Origin of the sequence: uncultured Marixanthomonas sp. (genome assembly GCF_963974425.1) — a bacterium.
Taxonomy (GTDB): Bacteria; Bacteroidota; Bacteroidia; order Flavobacteriales; family Flavobacteriaceae; genus Marixanthomonas.
This window is the reverse complement of the sequence record NZ_CAXBCK010000005.1, coordinates 33,056-49,155: the sequence shown is the minus strand read 5'-3', so window position 1 is coordinate 49,155 and position 16,100 is coordinate 33,056. Positions and strand designations below refer to the sequence as shown.

Sequence of the window (16,100 nt, the reverse complement as noted above, 5' to 3'; positions counted from 1 at the left end):
TTAATGTGATTCCTCGTTTGCCATACCAAAGTATAGCGCCGACAACATAGTAAATATATAAGCCTGTAAGGCTGCTACTAATAATTCTAATATTGCTAAACCAAATGCTAATCCGAAAGAAAGTGAACTTCCTAACCAGCTTTTAAATATAAACATCAATGCGATGATACTCATTAACACTACGTGTCCTGCAGTCATGTTTGCATACAAACGAATCATTAATGAAAATGGTTTAATAAACATTCCAAGTAATTCGATTGGTGCCAATACAATTCGCATTAGTTTAGGTACACCAGGCATCCAAAAAATGTGCGCCCAGTAATTTTTATTTGCTGTAAATGTTGTGATTAAAAAAGTAATTAAAGCCAGCCCAAAGGTTACAGCAATATTACCAGTAACATTCACTCCTAATGGAGTCATCCCTAATAAGTTTAAAAACCATATAAAGAAGAATATAGTTAACAAAAAGCTCATATACTTTTTATACTTCTTCTCTCCTATATTAGGTATGGCTATTTCGTCTCTAACAAAAAGAACAAGTGGCTCAAGGAAACGACCCACCCCTTTTGGAATGCTTCTATTTTTCTTATACGATTTTGCAAGCGTACGAAACAAGAAAAACATAAGTATTGAAACCAATAACATAGTTACTACGTTTTTGGTAATAGAAAAATCTAGTGGTTTGTCATTCGTAGCATGACCTTCCTCGTCATAATTTATATCACCCGCAGCATTGGTTTTATATATTTTTGAGTGATACAACTTGTAGTGATTACCATCAACCTCAGCCAATGTTTCACCGTGGTTAAATTTTGAAGAAGAGAATACTTTTAACCCATCATCAAAAAGAATAACAGGCAATGGAAAACCATAATACTTTCCTGCTTCTTCGTCAGAGAAGAACGTAAAATCATAAGAATCTAACAGGTGATGATTAATATACTCCTGTATCTTAGACTTTTTATCGCTGTCTTCTTGCTCGGTAAGCTCGTGGGTTTGAAGGTTTTCTTCAACATCTTGAGCATAGGCTGTAGTAAAACCTAATAAAACTACTACTACAAATAAAATCTTAACTATAAATGGCTTTTGCATAATACACAAATAGTGATGTCCTTAAAATCGGTGCAAAAATACAGTTATATATTTTATTGTAAAAACAATTTTAAGTCTTTTTTTAAAGTTATAAAGCCGTCAATATACTTGATTATTAAGCTGTTTGGAAAGATACATTACTTCTAAGGCTAAACAGACAGCGTAAGGGACAAAAAAAGTAACAAATTCAATGGTCTGCATAGTTCCGTCTGCTCTATATGTTGGGTAGAAAATAAGAAAGAAAAAAAGAAATTTTAAGCCACTACCTGCCATAAAAATAAAACCAGCTTGTGAAGATTTCTTATCTAACGCACGCTGTACTACAAATAAAATGATCCCAGCGAGGATAAAATTAACTATGTAAGAAAGTATTATAAGATTTTCAAAAAGAGGGAGGTTGCAGTAGTATAGTATTGCCACATGTATTGCAAATACTATTATTAATATACCTGCTAGAACAGCTAAAAATTTAAAACTCTTGGCCATTTTTATTTATTCAACCTATTCGTTTGTTGTACCACTAAATAAAGAGACAGACCTACCCCTAAGAGTGTTCCAATAATCACATATAGCTTGTTGCCATCGTTATATTCGGTATCGAGCCATAACCCTCCCTGAACAAAAAGATAGATTACCACGCCCATTTCAATAGCGATAGCACTAAGCACTGCCCACCGTCTTAAGCCATTATTTTTATTATCGCCCACGATTATTTAAGGGGTTCCGAAGACTTTTTAGCACGCTGTTGCCTGTCGTAAGGACTCGGCTTTGATGCTGGATCTTCTTTGAGCTTTGATTCAGGTTTAGGTTGGCTGTCTTTTTTGGAACCTTTCATTACACATGAAGCATTAAAAGTAGCTCCTGGCTCCACAGCTAATTTCCCTACGACTACCTCACCTTCAATAGTCGCAGTAGACTTTAATGACAATGTTCCTGAAACATCTAAATTACCTTCAAACTTTCCTTCAATATCGGCATTTTCACAAGTAAGGGTTCCTTTTATATAACCACTTTTACCCAACACCACTTTTGAAGGGGTTTTAATAGTGCCTTTAACAGTTCCGTCTATTCTAAAAAAGCCTTTTGAAATCACATCACCTTCTAGTGTTGTGCCTTCATTGATTCGGTTTTGTCCGCTACTGGGCTCTTGTCCGGTTCTTTCTTTTTTTTCTGAAAACATGGGTCTGGGTTTTTAGGTTTGTCTTTGCTATTCTACTGGCTCATCTTCATTATTTAAATAAGCATCTAAATTTTTATGAATCTGAATAATTTTATAGTTAGCCGTTGAAATTTCAAAAGAAGGTTTCGCTATTTTAAAATCTTTGTTTTCCTTTAAAACTTCTGCAAAATTACGTGCGCCTGTTTTGGTATTTAACCCATGGAGTACAACCAATTTGGTTTCTGGTGTATAATAATCCAGTGACGCATTCATATTAGTATATCGATAGGCATCAATGGCTTCAACTAACTTATCTTTTAATGCTTGTGCAGCTTCAGCTTCGGTACTATCAAATTTATAAATCAGCTTCCATTTTTTAGCTTCTTCATCGGGTACAAAGTCGCTGGATTCTATAGTACGCAAGGTTTTTCCGTAAATAAATTCAGCTTGTTGGCCTTCTTCGGAATTTGGATAATTTAATGCTATAAAATTCAATGCTTTTTTATAAGCTTCAAATCCTTGTTGGCGACCAATCGCTGTAGCTTTTAACAGCTCAAATTTAGGAACAATCTCGGTTCCTGTGTATTGCGAAATATAATCATCACTTTGTTCAATTACATATTCATATTTTGAAGCTTCAAAATCTTTATACAATTGCTTGTATTTAAATTCTGGACTAGACTCATCGGTTGCCAATGCAGTATTGGGATTGCGTAATATTTCAGCATAACGCGAATCTGGGTGATTGGTTATAATGTCATTTTTATATTTGCTTGCTAACGACTCGTTTTCCTGCTCGTTATAAATTTTATACAAATTATATTTAGATGGAAGAATTAATCGTTCTTCTGGATTGAAGGTTAGTAGTTTTTCAAGCCGTTCGATTGCAAGACCGTTTTCTTTGAATTTTTCTTTATAAATGAGTCCTAATTGATAATAAGCAAAGTCTCTATCTCCAACCAAGCTATCTATCACTTTTTGATCGGTTGGAATTTCTGCAATATAAGTTTGTGGATCAAAACGTTTGTTCCCCGTAATAACTTCAACTGGTTTAATTTCTTCTTCGGTTATTAATGACGTTTGTTTTTCAGAACGTCTCCAGTTGTCTTCCAGTTCTCGATCCCCCCAAACTTTTTGAAACTGCTGTTTTCCATAGGCAACTGTGGTTGAATTGTAAAAATAAAAGGTACTGTTGTTCTCATTAGGACCACCAGGACCAGCATTTTTAGTATAAAACTCGTTATTAGCGATGCTTTGCTGTTCTTTTACTCTAGCAATGGAATCTGCAACCGCCTTTTCTTTCAACTTTGTGGTGTAATCTGTAAAGTAAGCTAATTGTTCGGCTTCACTCATATTTGCAAAGCGAATAATACTATCATTCGTTGTAGCTATATCTTCATACTTTATTACATCGTCTAAGTTTTCACGCTTTTTTGTAATACGACGGTGTTTTTTTGTATTAACCTCAAGGTTGGTTAACGTACTGTCATAATACGCACCGGCTGTTTTATAATTAGTCGCGTCAAAATTGATAATCGCCAGCGTTTCGTAATTTTTAGACTGAAGGATTTTATCTGGTGAGTTTTCCTTGATAGATTTATTGTAATATCCAATAGCGGTTTGAATACTGTCTAAATTATAATAATATTCTCCAATTTGGTTATAGATTTTATCTAAAAAAGGACGATTCTCACGATTTTCAGCTAATTCATTCAATAATTCTAAAAAAGCTGTTTTGTCTTCGTTATCATAATCGAAATTCCTCGCTTTGGCTATGTAAGCGTTAATCATATACACTCGTGGCGATTTCCTATTAAGTTCAATCACTTGGTCAAAGGCCATATTGGCGCTATCACGCTCGCCTAAACGATTATAAAGTTGTCCTTTAATATAATTGTAACGTCCTTTTAGCTCGTTTTTCTGTACGTTTTCTGAAGCTATTTTCATATACGGCAACGCTTCAGCAATCGAGTCCATTTTTACGTAAGCTTCAGACATAATAGCAGCAACGTCTGCTAATTCCTCTTCATCCATTTCAATTTTTTCACGCTCAACATCTTCCAATAATTCTTGCAAACTCTCTAATGCTACTTCTTCATTGTCTAACCTAATATTTGCTTTTGCTTTCCACACATTAGCATTGGTAATATTATTACTAGTTGGATAACGATCTAGTATAAAGTTAAAAGCATCTAAAGAAGGGATAAACCTTCCATCAAAATAACGGGACTTGCCCAACAACATATATGCTTCGTCTGTTTGTGGGTTGTGTTCCTTGTTGTTTACATACACCGAATGCTTTTGTATGGCTTTCGCAGCTTTTTCTTCAGCACGGTTAAAGTTTGGATTTTTAGATTCTCCAGGTAAAGTTGAATTTTCATCAAGATCTAAGCGCTCAACAGGTAGAATTTCCCAATAGTTATCACGGTAGCCTGTGGCCAATTCCTCTTTGCCATCTTCAAAAGCTAGATTTCCATTGTACAAGGTGTTGTATTCTGCTGTTACCGCATGAAAATTACGACTTAAAAATGTGTTCTTTTTTCGTGAACAAGCTGCTAAAACAAATACAGCCAACAAGAAGAGAGTAGTTTTATATATGCCTTTCAAAATTATGTCAATTTATTATAATACTGTAACTTAAAAGCGTTGCTTTTAGTATGTAAAAGCAAGAAATAAGCTGTAAAAATAAGGTTCTTTTTGGTTTCTGTAGGCTTATAACGTTAAAAATTGGTTGTAATTGGCTTATTTCTATTCTTTAAAATATTTTCCTTTGTAAATTTGCAAAAAATTGAAATCTATGAGTGGCTTCTATTCGCTACCCGTTTCCGAAGTAAACAAGGAAACCCCTAACGCTGTATCGATTACTTTTACTATACCCGAAGATTTAAAAGAGACGTTTTCTTTTAAAGCGGGGCAGTATATAACTATAAAACATACAATTGATGGAACTGAGTTGCGCCGAGCGTACTCCATTTGTTGTACACCAGACAGCGGTAAGCTGAAGGTGGGCGTTAAAAAAGTGGAGAAAGGGCTGTTCTCCGTTTTTGCCAATACCAAATTAAAGGTAGGCGATACGCTGGAGGTATTTCCACCAGAAGGGAAGTTTGTTTTTGACCCCAAGGATGAAGAAACTGGTGAAATTTCAAATCATTACGCTGCTTTTGTAGCGGGAAGTGGAATTACCCCTGTACTTTCCATTGTGAAAACTGTTTTAAATGAAGTGCCAGACAGTACCTTTTTATTGGTCTACGGAAATCAATCGCTTCCTGAAACAATGTTTCATTCTGAAATATTAGAACTTCAAAAAAAATATAAAGACCGTTTATTTGTTGAATTTATATATAGCCGCAAGCTGGAAAATGACGCGCTATTTGGTCGTATAGAACGTTCAACTATTAATTTATTGCTTAAAAATAAATTTAAAGATCGAACCTTCAACTCTTTTTATCTGTGCGGGCCCGAACCAATGATTGATGAAGTTTCTTCAACTTTGAAAGAAAACGGCATCAATGAAAAGCAAATACTTTTTGAACTTTTCAATACAGCAGAAAAAGGACTGCTGACCAAAAAACACGATGGCGATACCAAAGTAACTATTACTCTTGATGACGAGGTGGAAACCTTTTCTATGCCACAGAAAAAATCAGTTCTCGAAGCGGCATTGGATCACGATTTAGATCCGCCTTATTCCTGCCAAGGTGGAATTTGTAGCACCTGTATTGCTCGAATTACAGAAGGAAAAGCTGAAATGCGCAAAAATCAAATTTTAACGGATGATGAAATAGCCGACGGATTGATTTTAACGTGTCAAGCGCATCCTACCACCGAAACATTGTCTGTGGATTATGATGATGTGTAATTTCGGCTTCGCTCAGCTACCGAACCTTCGGCTCCACTCAGTTCTAGCAAAATTTTAATATTAATTCTACGGAGTTAAAAAAGCTTAAAAATAGCTTCTACAACTGTTTTTGGTGAGATGGTTTTTATTGCATTTTCATATCCTTCGGGAAATTTGTTTCCATAGATTGAAGTAGGAATTAATAGAAATTGCTCTCTGTCTGCTGTCAACTGATTTACAGTGGGCTGATTAAAAGGCACAAAACCTGCAAACGGATGTGTTACACCCCAAAGCGTTATGACCGGAATACCATACATCGCCGCTAAATGACCGTTTCCACTGTCCATGGAGAGCATACCGTCCAAGTTCGAAATTAACGCTAGTTCTTCTTCAAAAGTCAATTGTCCGGCGACATTGGTTACTTGTGTAAAATCTGAAGCCAACTCATTTAAAAGCTCCTCCTCTTTTTTACCTCCACCAAATAGGAAAATTTTAAACTTTTCAGTTTTATGCAATTCTGAAATCACCTGTTTCATTAATTCTATCGGGTACATTTTACTTTCATGAGCCGCAAAAGGAGCAATCCCAATCGCTTTTTTGGTGTGTTGCCCTATTAAATTATGCAACCTCTTATTAAGCTGTTGCCTTTCTGGAAACGTATGCTTGGAAAGGTCTATCGGGAAACCTAATTTTTCAAAAACATCAGCATAGCGTTGGTGCGTTGTTTTTAACTGAGAAAACTCTTTGTTTTCTGAAGCTGTTAGTCGCCTTTTTTCTTCTCTGCCCTTATCGATTGTTGCTGCTTTTATTCCTTGTATCCGTAAATAATTAGAGATTATTTTTGAACGGATTACATTATGCAAATCGGCTACCGCATCTATTCCTTGAGATTTTGCCTTATTAGCCAATTTCAAAAGCCCAAAGCCCTTGTGCTTTCCATAAACATCAGCTTCTAAAAATTCTACAGTTGGCATGCTATTAAAAAAAGGCTTAAAATGCTTTTTTGAAACAACCGTAAGTTTTACTTCTGGGTATGTTTTGGCAAAAACCTGCAACACCGGAATAGTCATAGCCACGTCCCCCATTGCAGATAGGCGAATAACGAGAATGTGAGAGGGTTTGGGCATGTGGGTTTTTAATTTGGCACTGGGGCTTCGATATAATTTAATTCCTTGATGTTGCAAATCAAGGAATTAAATCACTCAGCCACCTTAGGTTTGGCACTTTGAATCCTTTTAATTCAAATTATTTTTCACCTCGAAGTACTGGGTTCAGCTCATCGTCATTGTACATTTTCATTTGCTTATATACTTTCATATACTTATCGCCATTGGCAATATCGTCTAATAACTGATTGATGGCCGTACTTAAGTCTACTCGCTGTTCTAATAGTACATTCAGCTTTGCTTTACAAGCCATTTGATGCTTTTGAGAAGCGTCTTCTCGATTGGCTTCTTCATTCATATGGTATACTTTCAATGCTAATATGGATAAACGGTCAATACCCCAAGCTGGACTCTCGGTGTTGATGTTCGCATTATCTTTTACAGTTACATCTTTAAATTTTTCTAGAAAATAACTATCAATATATTCTACCGTGTCGGTACGATCTTGGTTAGAAGCATCAATTTTACGCTTTAATAATAGCGCTCCTGCAGGGTCAATATTAGGATCACGAATAATATCTTCGTAATGCCACTGCACTGTATCAATCCAACATTTTCTGTATAATAAATGTTCAATTAAATCCGAATCTTTATCATAGGGATTGGTAAACGGTTGGTCCACCGTATCTATTTCGTGGTATTTATTGATTACTTCTTGAAATATTTTGTTGGCTTTGTCGCTGAACATAGGTTTATATTTTTTAAATCGGTGGTTTTGGTACAAATTTACAAAATGCTAAGGCAATTAGTACATTCACCTACTTTAATAACTGCAGGCGATTTCATTTTTGTGTCATCGGCTCACCCCGACTATGCTTAGTGAACACCGCTCAGACACTATTTTTATTTTTTTCCAAAATATGCAAATACTCAACCGTCGCACTGGCTTTATGGTTTCTATTTTCGGTTTTATCTGCTTTAAAGCGCTGATATGCTTTAGTTTCTAAGTTATATTTTCCGAACCGTTTCATAATTGTTTCCACATCTTCTCGGCTCATTAATCCTTCGTTATTGTAACTTAAAAAGATGTATTTAAATTGTGCATTTTCAATCAAATTGGTAAACGATTGTAGCACTTCTCCTTTTTTACAATAATTACTTTTGTAATACTCCCGTAGCCCCGTTTTTCCTTTAGGCACAAAGGTATCATATTTTGCAATAGTATTGAGTAGGTGATAGTTTGCACCGTATTGTCGGGCATTGTAAGGCGGATCTAGATATAAAATATCACCTTCAATTTCCTTAATCAATTTGTTGCTGTCTTTTTGAAAAACTTGATGTGGACCTTCCGTTTTCTGAAACGTTGCCGGTTTAATTACCATAATTTTTGCTGCGGAAGTCTTTATTTTTTTTAAGAATGCACCATAAACTGAAGCCGTATTAGCCACTTTATCGGCACTTTCCAATAATGAAGCCAATAAAAAATAATATTGGTTATCATCTATTTCTGAAGTTCCTCGCCAAGTTTCAATTTGGTGACGAGCGGCGTCTATTTTCTGTCCATTTTCTGAAGTAAAATACAGCCGTCCGGCTTTTCCCCCTTCGGAATAATTCTGAAATATAAATCCTTTTTGCCCTTTTAGGTTATTTAAAGTCGCGATTGCTGCTTCAGAGCTTAATTCAGTATGGTTTCCTATATAATTCCTATTCAACACATAACTGTAAAACTCCACATCGTTGGCGATTACTTGTTTTACGTGGGTTTTAAAAGTTCTACCTACAATTCCGGTACCAGCGAAGAGATCGCAGAATACTTTTTGCGACAAATCGTTTCCGCAGACTGCGGTAACTGTATCAAAAATAAAGGAAGATAGTTTGTGTTTGGAGCCTATGTAGTTCATTTTGTTACCCAAATAATTGCGCTCAACGCTTGTGAATTGTCTGCAAAAGTAAGGGAATGCAGCTTGTTAGGGTTAAAATTTAAAACATATTTTTCTATTTCAGTTTTAAGCAGAAAAAGATTAGCTTTTAGTTTCCAGTGTCCTCCATGTTCATCAAAAACTACAATAAAAAGTCTATTTTTTAAGTGATGTCGCTGTTGGGTACTTTGATTATCGTACAACCAGGTAATTAGTTCTTTTTCATGGTTTTTCGCATACGCTAAAGACTTTTTAAACTGTTTGGGAAAAACAGTGGTTTTATGATCAAATGGAATATTATGCATTGTAAAGTCGACCACACGATTTTTTGAATTTTTTGAAGGGATTACTCCGGGCAAGCTTGTGAATATGTGTTCAACTGCTATTGCGCTCCAAAAGTTATACCAACGGTTTATGGTGTAATTAAAAAGGTCGTGTTTATTCAACTTGTGTTTTTCAACTATTTTGGCCATTTGCGGCATCAATGCTTCCCAAGTTTTCGAGGTATAAATAAAGTTTGTGTAACTATCCCAAAGGTTGTTTTGTTTCCGACCCCATACATACGGGTATTGCAGGCGTTTTTGCAATTCGGTTTCCAAAATTTTTAGGTGAAGCGATTTCATATAAACAATAATACAATCGGTACCAGTACGACTAGCCAAAGTAATCCTTCTTTAAAACGAGCTTCCTGAACGTTTTCAATATAATTGGTTACAATAACCGATAACGGCGCGATGATGAAAAACAATTCGGCCCCAGTTTTTTGAGGACTAAACAGCGCTATCACCATACAAACAACCAATGTTAAAAGTAACAATACGGCATTCGGTTTTTCTTTTTTTGACAGGGAAGCGATTTTAATTAGCCTAAAAGGCAGCGCCCAGATTAAAAATGTGGCCATAATAGCCGCAGGGAGTAATATTTTAATGTTGTTGTAAGCAGAAAAATCTAAACTTACAGCGGGAATCCATTCAACTATCCATAAAAATGAATCGTCAACCATTAAATGAAACGATGTTGACAATATAAATATAGCAATAAAACCAATAAATGGGATAATGAACAATCTATGATTGGTTTCTGGTTTTTGTAGAATTGAAAAAAACAATGGTACAAAAAACAAAATACTCCAAAAATAAAACATGGCTGCAACGGTTATCCAAAGCGAGGCATCTAGTATTTTCCGTTCCGTGTTTTTTTCCGAAGAAAGGCTTGCTAACCTCCTAAATGCCATTAACAAAAACACGTTAGCAAGGAGTATGTTTCGATCCAGAAAAATGACGGGCAGCGTTATCAAAAAACACGTAAACAGTAGTACTGTATAGGTGTTTTTATAGGTAAGATCGTTTTTTCGAACAATAAAATCTAGTAAGAAAATAGCAAAGACAGCCCAGCCAATAAAAAAGAAACTAATAAGCAGTTGTGAAAGATCTAGTGGGTTTTTAACCTGTACCAAAGCCCCGAAAACATAGCCCAAAAAAATGACCATTCCGAAGATCACGAAATTAATAGGCTTAGATTTTCCAAAAAAACTTGTAAGCATAGCGGGTATTATCTATTTTTGCGGTATAAATATACAGATATGGAATTGAAAGATTTGTTTTACGGTATTGCAGATTTATTTGAAAATGTACTTTTTATACCATATGATGCACTACGCAGCTTAGAATTGGATAGCTGGTGGTTAGCTAATGCAATGAGCTGGATATTTATTATTATTGGTTTTGTTGCCTTTTTCTATTGGATGAAGCAACTTAAAATATTTAATAATAATGACGAAGAAGATCGTTCATCTACTTCACATTCTTACTTAGGATAAAGGTTTAGCTTAAATCGAAACCAATATCGGTTCGAAAGTACATCCTGTCAAAAGATAGTTTTTCTATGTTTTGGTAGGATTTTTTTAGTGCCTTTTTGTAATCTTCGTCTAGTGAAGTAACTGCTAACACTCTTCCGCCATTAGTAAGTGTTTTTCCATCTTTTGTTGTCGTTCCTGCGTGAAAAACTATAGCGTCGTGTACTGCATCAATTCCTTTTATTTCCTTTCCTTTTTCATACGCTTCAGGATACCCTCCAGAAACCGTCATAACTGTCGTAGCGGCACGATTGTCTATTTCTAAGTCTATCGTATTTAATTTTTGCTGAAAAGTTGCTTGTAATAATTTCCCTAAATCTGTTTTAATTCTTGGCAACACAACTTCGGTTTCGGGATCACCCATACGCACATTGTATTCTATAACATACGGTTCGTCATTCACCTTAATCAATCCAATAAAAACAAATCCTTTATAATCAATCTCTTCTTTCTGAAGTCCTTCAACCGTAGGTTTTACAATTCGCTCCTCAATTTTTTGCATTAAAACTTCGTCCACAAAAGGAACGGGCGAAATAGCACCCATCCCACCGGTATTCAGACCTTTGTCGCCTTCGCCAATACGTTTATAATCTTTAGCTGTTGGCAGTACTTTATAGTTTTTACCATCGGTTAACACAAAAACGCTCAGCTCGATTCCATCTAGAAATTCTTCTATAACGACTGTTTCACTAGCAGAGCCAAATTTTCCGCTCAACATATTTTCCAATTCGGTTTTTGCTTCTTCAATATCTTCCAATATCAAAACCCCTTTTCCAGCGGCAAGTCCATCCGCTTTTAACACATACGGTGGTTGTAACGTATCCAAAAACGCTTTTCCGGCTTGTAACGATTTTTTTGTAAAGCTTTCATACGCTGCGGTCGGGATGTTGTGCATCGCCATAAACTCTTTTGCACGTTCTTTACTGCCTTCCAATAAGGCTCCTCGCTTTGAAGGACCTATGAGCATTACGTCTTTTAAGGTTTCAGAAGCAGAAAAATAATCTGCTATTCCTTGTACCAACGGGTCTTCTGGCCCCACGACAACCATCTCAATATTATGGTTTACAACCGCATTTTCAATCGCTTTAAAATCGGTAACCTTAAGACTTAGATTGGTAGCAATCGCTTCGGTTCCGGCATTTCCGGGCGCTACAAACAATGCATCGCACAATTCACTTTTTTTAAGTTGATACGCAAATGTATGTTCGCGGCCACCAGAGCCTAATATTAAGATGTTCATAGGAAAGATTTTTTTCGACTTCAAAAATAATTGTTTGTAACTTGAAGCCCTAATTTTTTAGGTTGAATTTATTTGAAACTACATTACGGTTAAAAGGTTTTCCCATTCAGAAAGCAAAAAGGCGGTTACAGGAAATTCAGAGGATTTCAGAAACCGATTATAAAATCTATGTACAAGATACCCGGCAAAAGATGTTTGAATATCACCTGCGGGAAAATTTGTTTTATCAATCCTTTATTGGTGATATAGCAATTAAAAAGTGGGAAGATATTCCAATTTTGACTAAACGGGATGTGCAAATTCCTATAGAGAAAAGACTTTCGACAGGTTTTACTAAAAAAAATACTTATATAGGTAAAACGTCTGGTTCTAGTGGAACACCATTATTTTTTGCAAAGGATAAATTTTGCCACGCTATGACTTGGGCGGTAATTATCAACCGTTTTGGATGGCATGGAATTGATTTGGACGCTTCTTTTCAAGCACGTTTTTATGGTATTCCGTTAGATTTTAAAGGTTATCAAAAAGAACGATTAAAAGACAGGTTGAGCAATCGATACCGGTTCCCAATTTTTGATCTTTCTGAAGAAAAGCTAGAAGAATTTTTATCTGTTTTCCGAAAAAAAAAGTTTGATTACATTAATGGGCATACTAGCTCCATTGTCTTGTTTTCGAAATATCTTCAGAAAAAAAACTTGATATTAAAATCTGTTTGCCCCACGTTAAAAACCTGTATCGTGACCAGCGAAATGCTCTATGATACCGACAAAAAGTTATTGGAAAAGCAACTTGGTGTCCCTGTTGTAAACGAATATGGCGCAAGTGAGCTTGATTTATTGGCTTTTACTAATGCTGAAGGTGAATTTCAGGTGAACAATGAAACACTTTTTATTGAAATTTTAGATGAAAACGACCAAACTGTCGAGAATGGAAATCCCGGTCGCATTGTTGTTACCTCGTTATACAATAGAACCCATCCGTTTATACGATATGATGTTGGGGATTTAGGAATTCTTGATGAAAATTCTACTTTTAAAAAGCCTGTTTTAAAAAAGTTAATAGGTCGGTCTAACGATACTGCTGTTTTAAAAGGAGGAAAAACCGTGCCCGGTCATACATTTTATTATGTTACAAAAAGTATTGTAGAAGAAGACGGAAACGTAAAAGAGTTTATTGTAGAGCAGACCGCTTTAGATACGTTCACTATCGTGTATGTTTCAGAAGTAGCGCTTTCTACAAAAGACCTAAAAAAGATTGAAATAGCGCTTTCTAAATACGTTGGAGCCGACCTCAATATACATTATGAACGGGTAGGAGTACTAGATAGAAACAAACGTGGAAAATTGAAGCAGTTTATTTCTAAAATAGATGTGAGAAATGAGCCGTGATATTCTATTAATTACCAATTACTTTCCGCCTGAAAAAGGAGCAGCTCCCAACCGAATGCATACCTTGGCTAGTAACTTAACAAAAGCCAACTATAATGTCCATGTGGTCTGCCCAATGCCCAATTATCCTAAAGGAGCTATTTTTAAAGGTTTTGAAGGTAGTGTTTATAAAAAAGATTCAGAAACCGTGGGGACCATTCACCGATTGTGGTTGTGGCCCAGCAACTCGGAAAACAAATTTGTACGCTTGCTTTCTATGATTTCCTTTTCGGTGAGCCTTACTTTATTTTTTCTGTTTAAAAGAAGTCCGAAAAAAGTATTTATACAATACTCTCCTGTTTTTGTTGGGTTTACCGCTGTTTTTTGGTCATGGTTGTTCGGTAAAAAACGAATTTTAAATGTTTCAGATCTTTGGCCTTTGGCAGGTTTGGAAATGGGTTTATTGAAAAAAGGGTTGTATTATACCATTTTGGAATGGATGGAGCGGTTTTGCTACAAAAAATCCCATTTGATTATTGGACAATCTGAAGAAATTCTTACGCACGTAAATACAAAATGTAATACTCCTCTTTTTTTATACCGAAATATCCCGGACTTCAACCCTCCCGCTATTACTGAAACCTCTGTTGAAAAACCTATTACACTCGTTTATGCAGGTCTATTAGGTGTAGCACAAGGATTGGCTGAAGTTTGTAAAAAAATAGAACTACCCAAATTTGTTGAGCTCCATATGTATGGTGCCGGACCAGAGGAAGAGATAATTTCAAAAATCAACAAAAAGAACATTTGTTATCACGGTGAAATAGAAAGAGCCGAACTGCATAAAACACTGCAGCAATATGATATAGCTTTTATACCACTTACCAATAGGATTTATGGCTCGGTGCCTTCAAAATTATTTGAATATACCCGGTTGGGACTTCCTGTAGCTTATTTTGCTGGTGGTGAAGGAGGGACCTTGGTAGAAACCCACAGACTAGGTTGGAACATACCCGTTTCAGATTTTAATGCTTTTCAGAAATTTATTTCTGAATTATCTATACTAGAATTAGAGCGTTTTGGTAAAGAAAAGGTACAAGAAAAAGCAATTGACGCATTTAATTTTCAGAAACAGTTTGATAAGCTTACAAAAGCAGTAAGCGAACTTTAATATGCTTTTTTATCTCCTTTAATGGCGTTGTAGATAGTCTGGAATACAATTTTAATATCTAAAAACAATGACCAGTTCTCTAGATAGAAAATATCGTACTTAACACGGTTAATGATATCATTTTCGGTTTCTACTTCCCCCCGGTAACCACTTACCTGAGCTAAACCTGTAATACCAGGTTTAATAAAATGGCGTACCATAAACTTATCAATCCTCCCAGCATACATATGCGTATGGCTTACCATGTGCGGTCTTGGACCTGCAACGGACATATCGCCTTTTAATACGTTTATAAATTGAGGAAGTTCGTCTATACTAGTTTTACGAATAATCCTACCAACACTGGTTACTCTTGCATCACCTTTACTTATTTGATGCAGGTTTGCCATTGGATTGGGTTTCATAGACCTAAACTTATAACAGAAAAATTCTTTGTAATCTAGCCCATTTCTTTTTTGTTTGAAAAAGACAGGACCTTTTGATTCTAGTTTTATGAGTATAGCTAATATAGGTGTTAACCAAGAAAGAACACCAACTATTACAAGTAGAGATAAAATAATATCGAAACTTCTTTTTATAAATTGGTTAAAGGGCTCGTCCATAGGTATTTTACGCAGGGATAAAATGGGCAAGACTCCATAATAACTAAAATCTAGTTTTTTACTATATATTTCTTTATTATCAGGTAAAAACTTCAGTGTTTTAAGATTATTATCTACATAATCAATTAACTGAATAAGATCTGTATTATTCACTTCGGCTACTGAAGAATATATTTCGTCAATATTATTTTCGTTAATATATTCAATGCAATCTTCAACTGTTGTTTTTTGCGGTCCTTTTAGATTGAATGTTTTATCAAGGTGATACCCATACTCCGGGTTGTCTGAAAAAAATTTACGTAACTGATCAGTCTTTTTATTCAAACCTATGATTACTACTTTCCTTCTGTTTCCACCGGTTAACAATCTATACCTTTTAAGTAAAAAATAAATTGTAAATTTTACAACTGTTATACATGCCATCACCAAAAGCACATAATTTACCACGGCAACAGCACTTTTATTTTCGGTGTTGAAAATACCAAAATAAGCAAACACAATCAAGAAGAAAACGATGAGCTGTTTCCCTATCAGTGACATAATTTTCGAAACATGAGTGAAGCGATATATTTCGTAAAAACTAGACTTTAACGAAAGGATGATCCACCCCATAGTTACAAACGCAATAAAGTTAATGATATCATAAGTTTCAGAAAAGAAATAAAACGCCCATAGATGAATGATCAACAGATCAATCACATAGGTTATTGGCCTTAAATAGCCCGAATATCTTCCACTTTTAAAAATCATC

Annotated in this window: 16 protein-coding genes; 4 read left to right on the top strand and 12 right to left on the bottom strand. The window is 35.4% G+C overall.

Annotated elements, in window-relative coordinates; genetic code table 11:
• The 5 genes from atpB to AACZ92_RS02235 form a co-directional block, all read right to left on the bottom strand.
• Positions 1-1,092: a F0F1 ATP synthase subunit A gene (gene atpB / locus AACZ92_RS02255; protein ID WP_339696600.1), complete on the bottom strand. Its 1,092-nt coding sequence runs from the start codon at positions 1,090-1,092 to the stop codon at positions 1-3.
• Positions 1,093-1,191: 99 nt separating this feature from the next.
• Positions 1,192-1,578 carry a DUF6168 family protein gene (locus AACZ92_RS02250; protein ID WP_339696597.1) on the bottom strand — a complete coding sequence of 129 codons (387 nt, stop codon included), beginning with the start codon at positions 1,576-1,578 and terminating at the stop codon, positions 1,192-1,194.
• A gap of 2 nt (positions 1,579-1,580) precedes the next feature.
• Positions 1,581-1,799: an AtpZ/AtpI family protein gene (locus AACZ92_RS02245; protein ID WP_339696595.1), complete on the bottom strand. Its 219-nt coding sequence runs from the start codon at positions 1,797-1,799 to the stop codon at positions 1,581-1,583.
• A gap of 2 nt (positions 1,800-1,801) precedes the next feature.
• Positions 1,802-2,272, bottom strand: a complete 471-nt coding sequence (locus tag AACZ92_RS02240) for a polymer-forming cytoskeletal protein (RefSeq protein ID WP_339696592.1) — start codon at positions 2,270-2,272, stop codon at positions 1,802-1,804.
• Positions 2,273-2,299: 27 nt separating this feature from the next.
• Entirely contained in the window at positions 2,300-4,858 is a 2,559-nt protein-coding gene (locus AACZ92_RS02235; RefSeq protein WP_339696589.1) for a hypothetical protein, read from the bottom strand.
• Between the two features lie 190 nt (positions 4,859-5,048).
• On the opposite strand from AACZ92_RS02235, the gene AACZ92_RS02230 reads away from it, so the two are divergent.
• Positions 5,049-6,110, top strand: a complete 1,062-nt coding sequence (locus tag AACZ92_RS02230) for a ferredoxin--NADP reductase (protein ID WP_339696587.1) — start codon at positions 5,049-5,051, stop codon at positions 6,108-6,110.
• Positions 6,111-6,184: 74 nt separating this feature from the next.
• Here the strand turns inward: AACZ92_RS02230 and AACZ92_RS02225 are convergent, their stop codons facing one another.
• From AACZ92_RS02225 to AACZ92_RS02205, 5 genes are all read right to left on the bottom strand, one after another.
• On the bottom strand, positions 6,185-7,216 hold the full coding sequence (locus tag AACZ92_RS02225; RefSeq protein ID WP_339696584.1) for a glycosyltransferase family 9 protein: 1,032 nt from the start codon (positions 7,214-7,216) through the stop codon (positions 6,185-6,187).
• 118 nt (positions 7,217-7,334) lie between these two features.
• Complete coding sequence (locus tag AACZ92_RS02220) at positions 7,335-7,943, bottom strand: DUF4254 domain-containing protein (protein WP_339696581.1); 609 nt, start codon at positions 7,941-7,943, stop codon at positions 7,335-7,337.
• 142 nt (positions 7,944-8,085) lie between these two features.
• Positions 8,086-9,096, bottom strand: coding sequence for a DNA adenine methylase (locus tag AACZ92_RS02215; RefSeq protein WP_339696578.1), 1,011 nt, complete (start codon positions 9,094-9,096; stop codon positions 8,086-8,088).
• Positions 9,093-9,737 (bottom strand): hypothetical protein, encoded by a 645-nt coding sequence (locus tag AACZ92_RS02210; RefSeq protein ID WP_339696575.1) that lies wholly within the window; start codon positions 9,735-9,737, stop codon positions 9,093-9,095. The genes AACZ92_RS02215 and AACZ92_RS02210 overlap by 4 nt, the downstream gene beginning before the upstream one ends.
• Complete coding sequence (locus AACZ92_RS02205; protein ID WP_339696572.1) at positions 9,734-10,657, bottom strand: DUF6427 family protein; 924 nt, start codon at positions 10,655-10,657, stop codon at positions 9,734-9,736. The genes AACZ92_RS02210 and AACZ92_RS02205 overlap by 4 nt, the downstream gene beginning before the upstream one ends.
• A gap of 45 nt (positions 10,658-10,702) precedes the next feature.
• Here AACZ92_RS02205 and AACZ92_RS02200 point away from each other — a divergent pair, with 45 nt between their 5' ends.
• Complete coding sequence (locus AACZ92_RS02200; RefSeq protein WP_117159501.1) at positions 10,703-10,933, top strand: uracil phosphoribosyltransferase; 231 nt, start codon at positions 10,703-10,705, stop codon at positions 10,931-10,933.
• Positions 10,934-10,937: 4 nt separating this feature from the next.
• Here the strand turns inward: AACZ92_RS02200 and purD are convergent, their stop codons facing one another.
• Complete coding sequence (gene purD, locus AACZ92_RS02195; RefSeq protein ID WP_339696570.1) at positions 10,938-12,209, bottom strand: phosphoribosylamine--glycine ligase; 1,272 nt, start codon at positions 12,207-12,209, stop codon at positions 10,938-10,940.
• 62 nt (positions 12,210-12,271) lie between these two features.
• On the opposite strand from purD, the gene AACZ92_RS02190 reads away from it, so the two are divergent.
• Complete coding sequence (locus AACZ92_RS02190; protein WP_339696568.1) at positions 12,272-13,597, top strand: phenylacetate--CoA ligase family protein; 1,326 nt, start codon at positions 12,272-12,274, stop codon at positions 13,595-13,597.
• Positions 13,587-14,747: a glycosyltransferase family 4 protein gene (locus tag AACZ92_RS02185; protein ID WP_339696566.1), complete on the top strand. Its 1,161-nt coding sequence runs from the start codon at positions 13,587-13,589 to the stop codon at positions 14,745-14,747. Before AACZ92_RS02190 ends, AACZ92_RS02185 begins: the two co-directional genes overlap by 11 nt.
• Here AACZ92_RS02185 and AACZ92_RS02180 read toward each other — a convergent pair.
• Complete coding sequence (locus AACZ92_RS02180; protein ID WP_339696737.1) at positions 14,744-16,099, bottom strand: exopolysaccharide biosynthesis polyprenyl glycosylphosphotransferase; 1,356 nt, start codon at positions 16,097-16,099, stop codon at positions 14,744-14,746. The genes AACZ92_RS02185 and AACZ92_RS02180 overlap by 4 nt on opposite strands.
• Position 16,100: the final 1 nt, after the last annotated feature.

What these genes read in the sequence shown, in the direction of transcription:
- atpB (WP_339696600.1), bottom strand. Translation starts at nt 1,092, where the DNA reads ATGCAAAAGCCATTTATAGTTAAGATTTTATTTGTAGTAGTAGTTTTA.
- AACZ92_RS02240 (WP_339696592.1), bottom strand. Translation starts at nt 2,272, where the DNA reads ATGTTTTCAGAAAAAAAAGAAAGAACCGGACAAGAGCCCAGTAGCGGA.
- purD (WP_339696570.1), bottom strand. Translation starts at nt 12,209, where the DNA reads ATGAACATCTTAATATTAGGCTCTGGTGGCCGCGAACATACATTTGCG.
- AACZ92_RS02220 (WP_339696581.1), bottom strand. Translation starts at nt 7,943, where the DNA reads ATGTTCAGCGACAAAGCCAACAAAATATTTCAAGAAGTAATCAATAAA.
- AACZ92_RS02210 (WP_339696575.1), bottom strand. Translation starts at nt 9,737, where the DNA reads ATGAAATCGCTTCACCTAAAAATTTTGGAAACCGAATTGCAAAAACGC.
- AACZ92_RS02230 (WP_339696587.1), top strand. Translation starts at nt 5,049, where the DNA reads ATGAGTGGCTTCTATTCGCTACCCGTTTCCGAAGTAAACAAGGAAACC.
- AACZ92_RS02225 (WP_339696584.1), bottom strand. Translation starts at nt 7,216, where the DNA reads ATGCCCAAACCCTCTCACATTCTCGTTATTCGCCTATCTGCAATGGGG.
- AACZ92_RS02250 (WP_339696597.1), bottom strand. Translation starts at nt 1,578, where the DNA reads ATGGCCAAGAGTTTTAAATTTTTAGCTGTTCTAGCAGGTATATTAATA.
- AACZ92_RS02215 (WP_339696578.1), bottom strand. Translation starts at nt 9,096, where the DNA reads ATGAACTACATAGGCTCCAAACACAAACTATCTTCCTTTATTTTTGAT.
- AACZ92_RS02205 (WP_339696572.1), bottom strand. Translation starts at nt 10,657, where the DNA reads ATGCTTACAAGTTTTTTTGGAAAATCTAAGCCTATTAATTTCGTGATC.
- AACZ92_RS02185 (WP_339696566.1), top strand. Translation starts at nt 13,587, where the DNA reads ATGAGCCGTGATATTCTATTAATTACCAATTACTTTCCGCCTGAAAAA.
- AACZ92_RS02180 (WP_339696737.1), bottom strand. Translation starts at nt 16,099, where the DNA reads ATGATTTTTAAAAGTGGAAGATATTCGGGCTATTTAAGGCCAATAACC.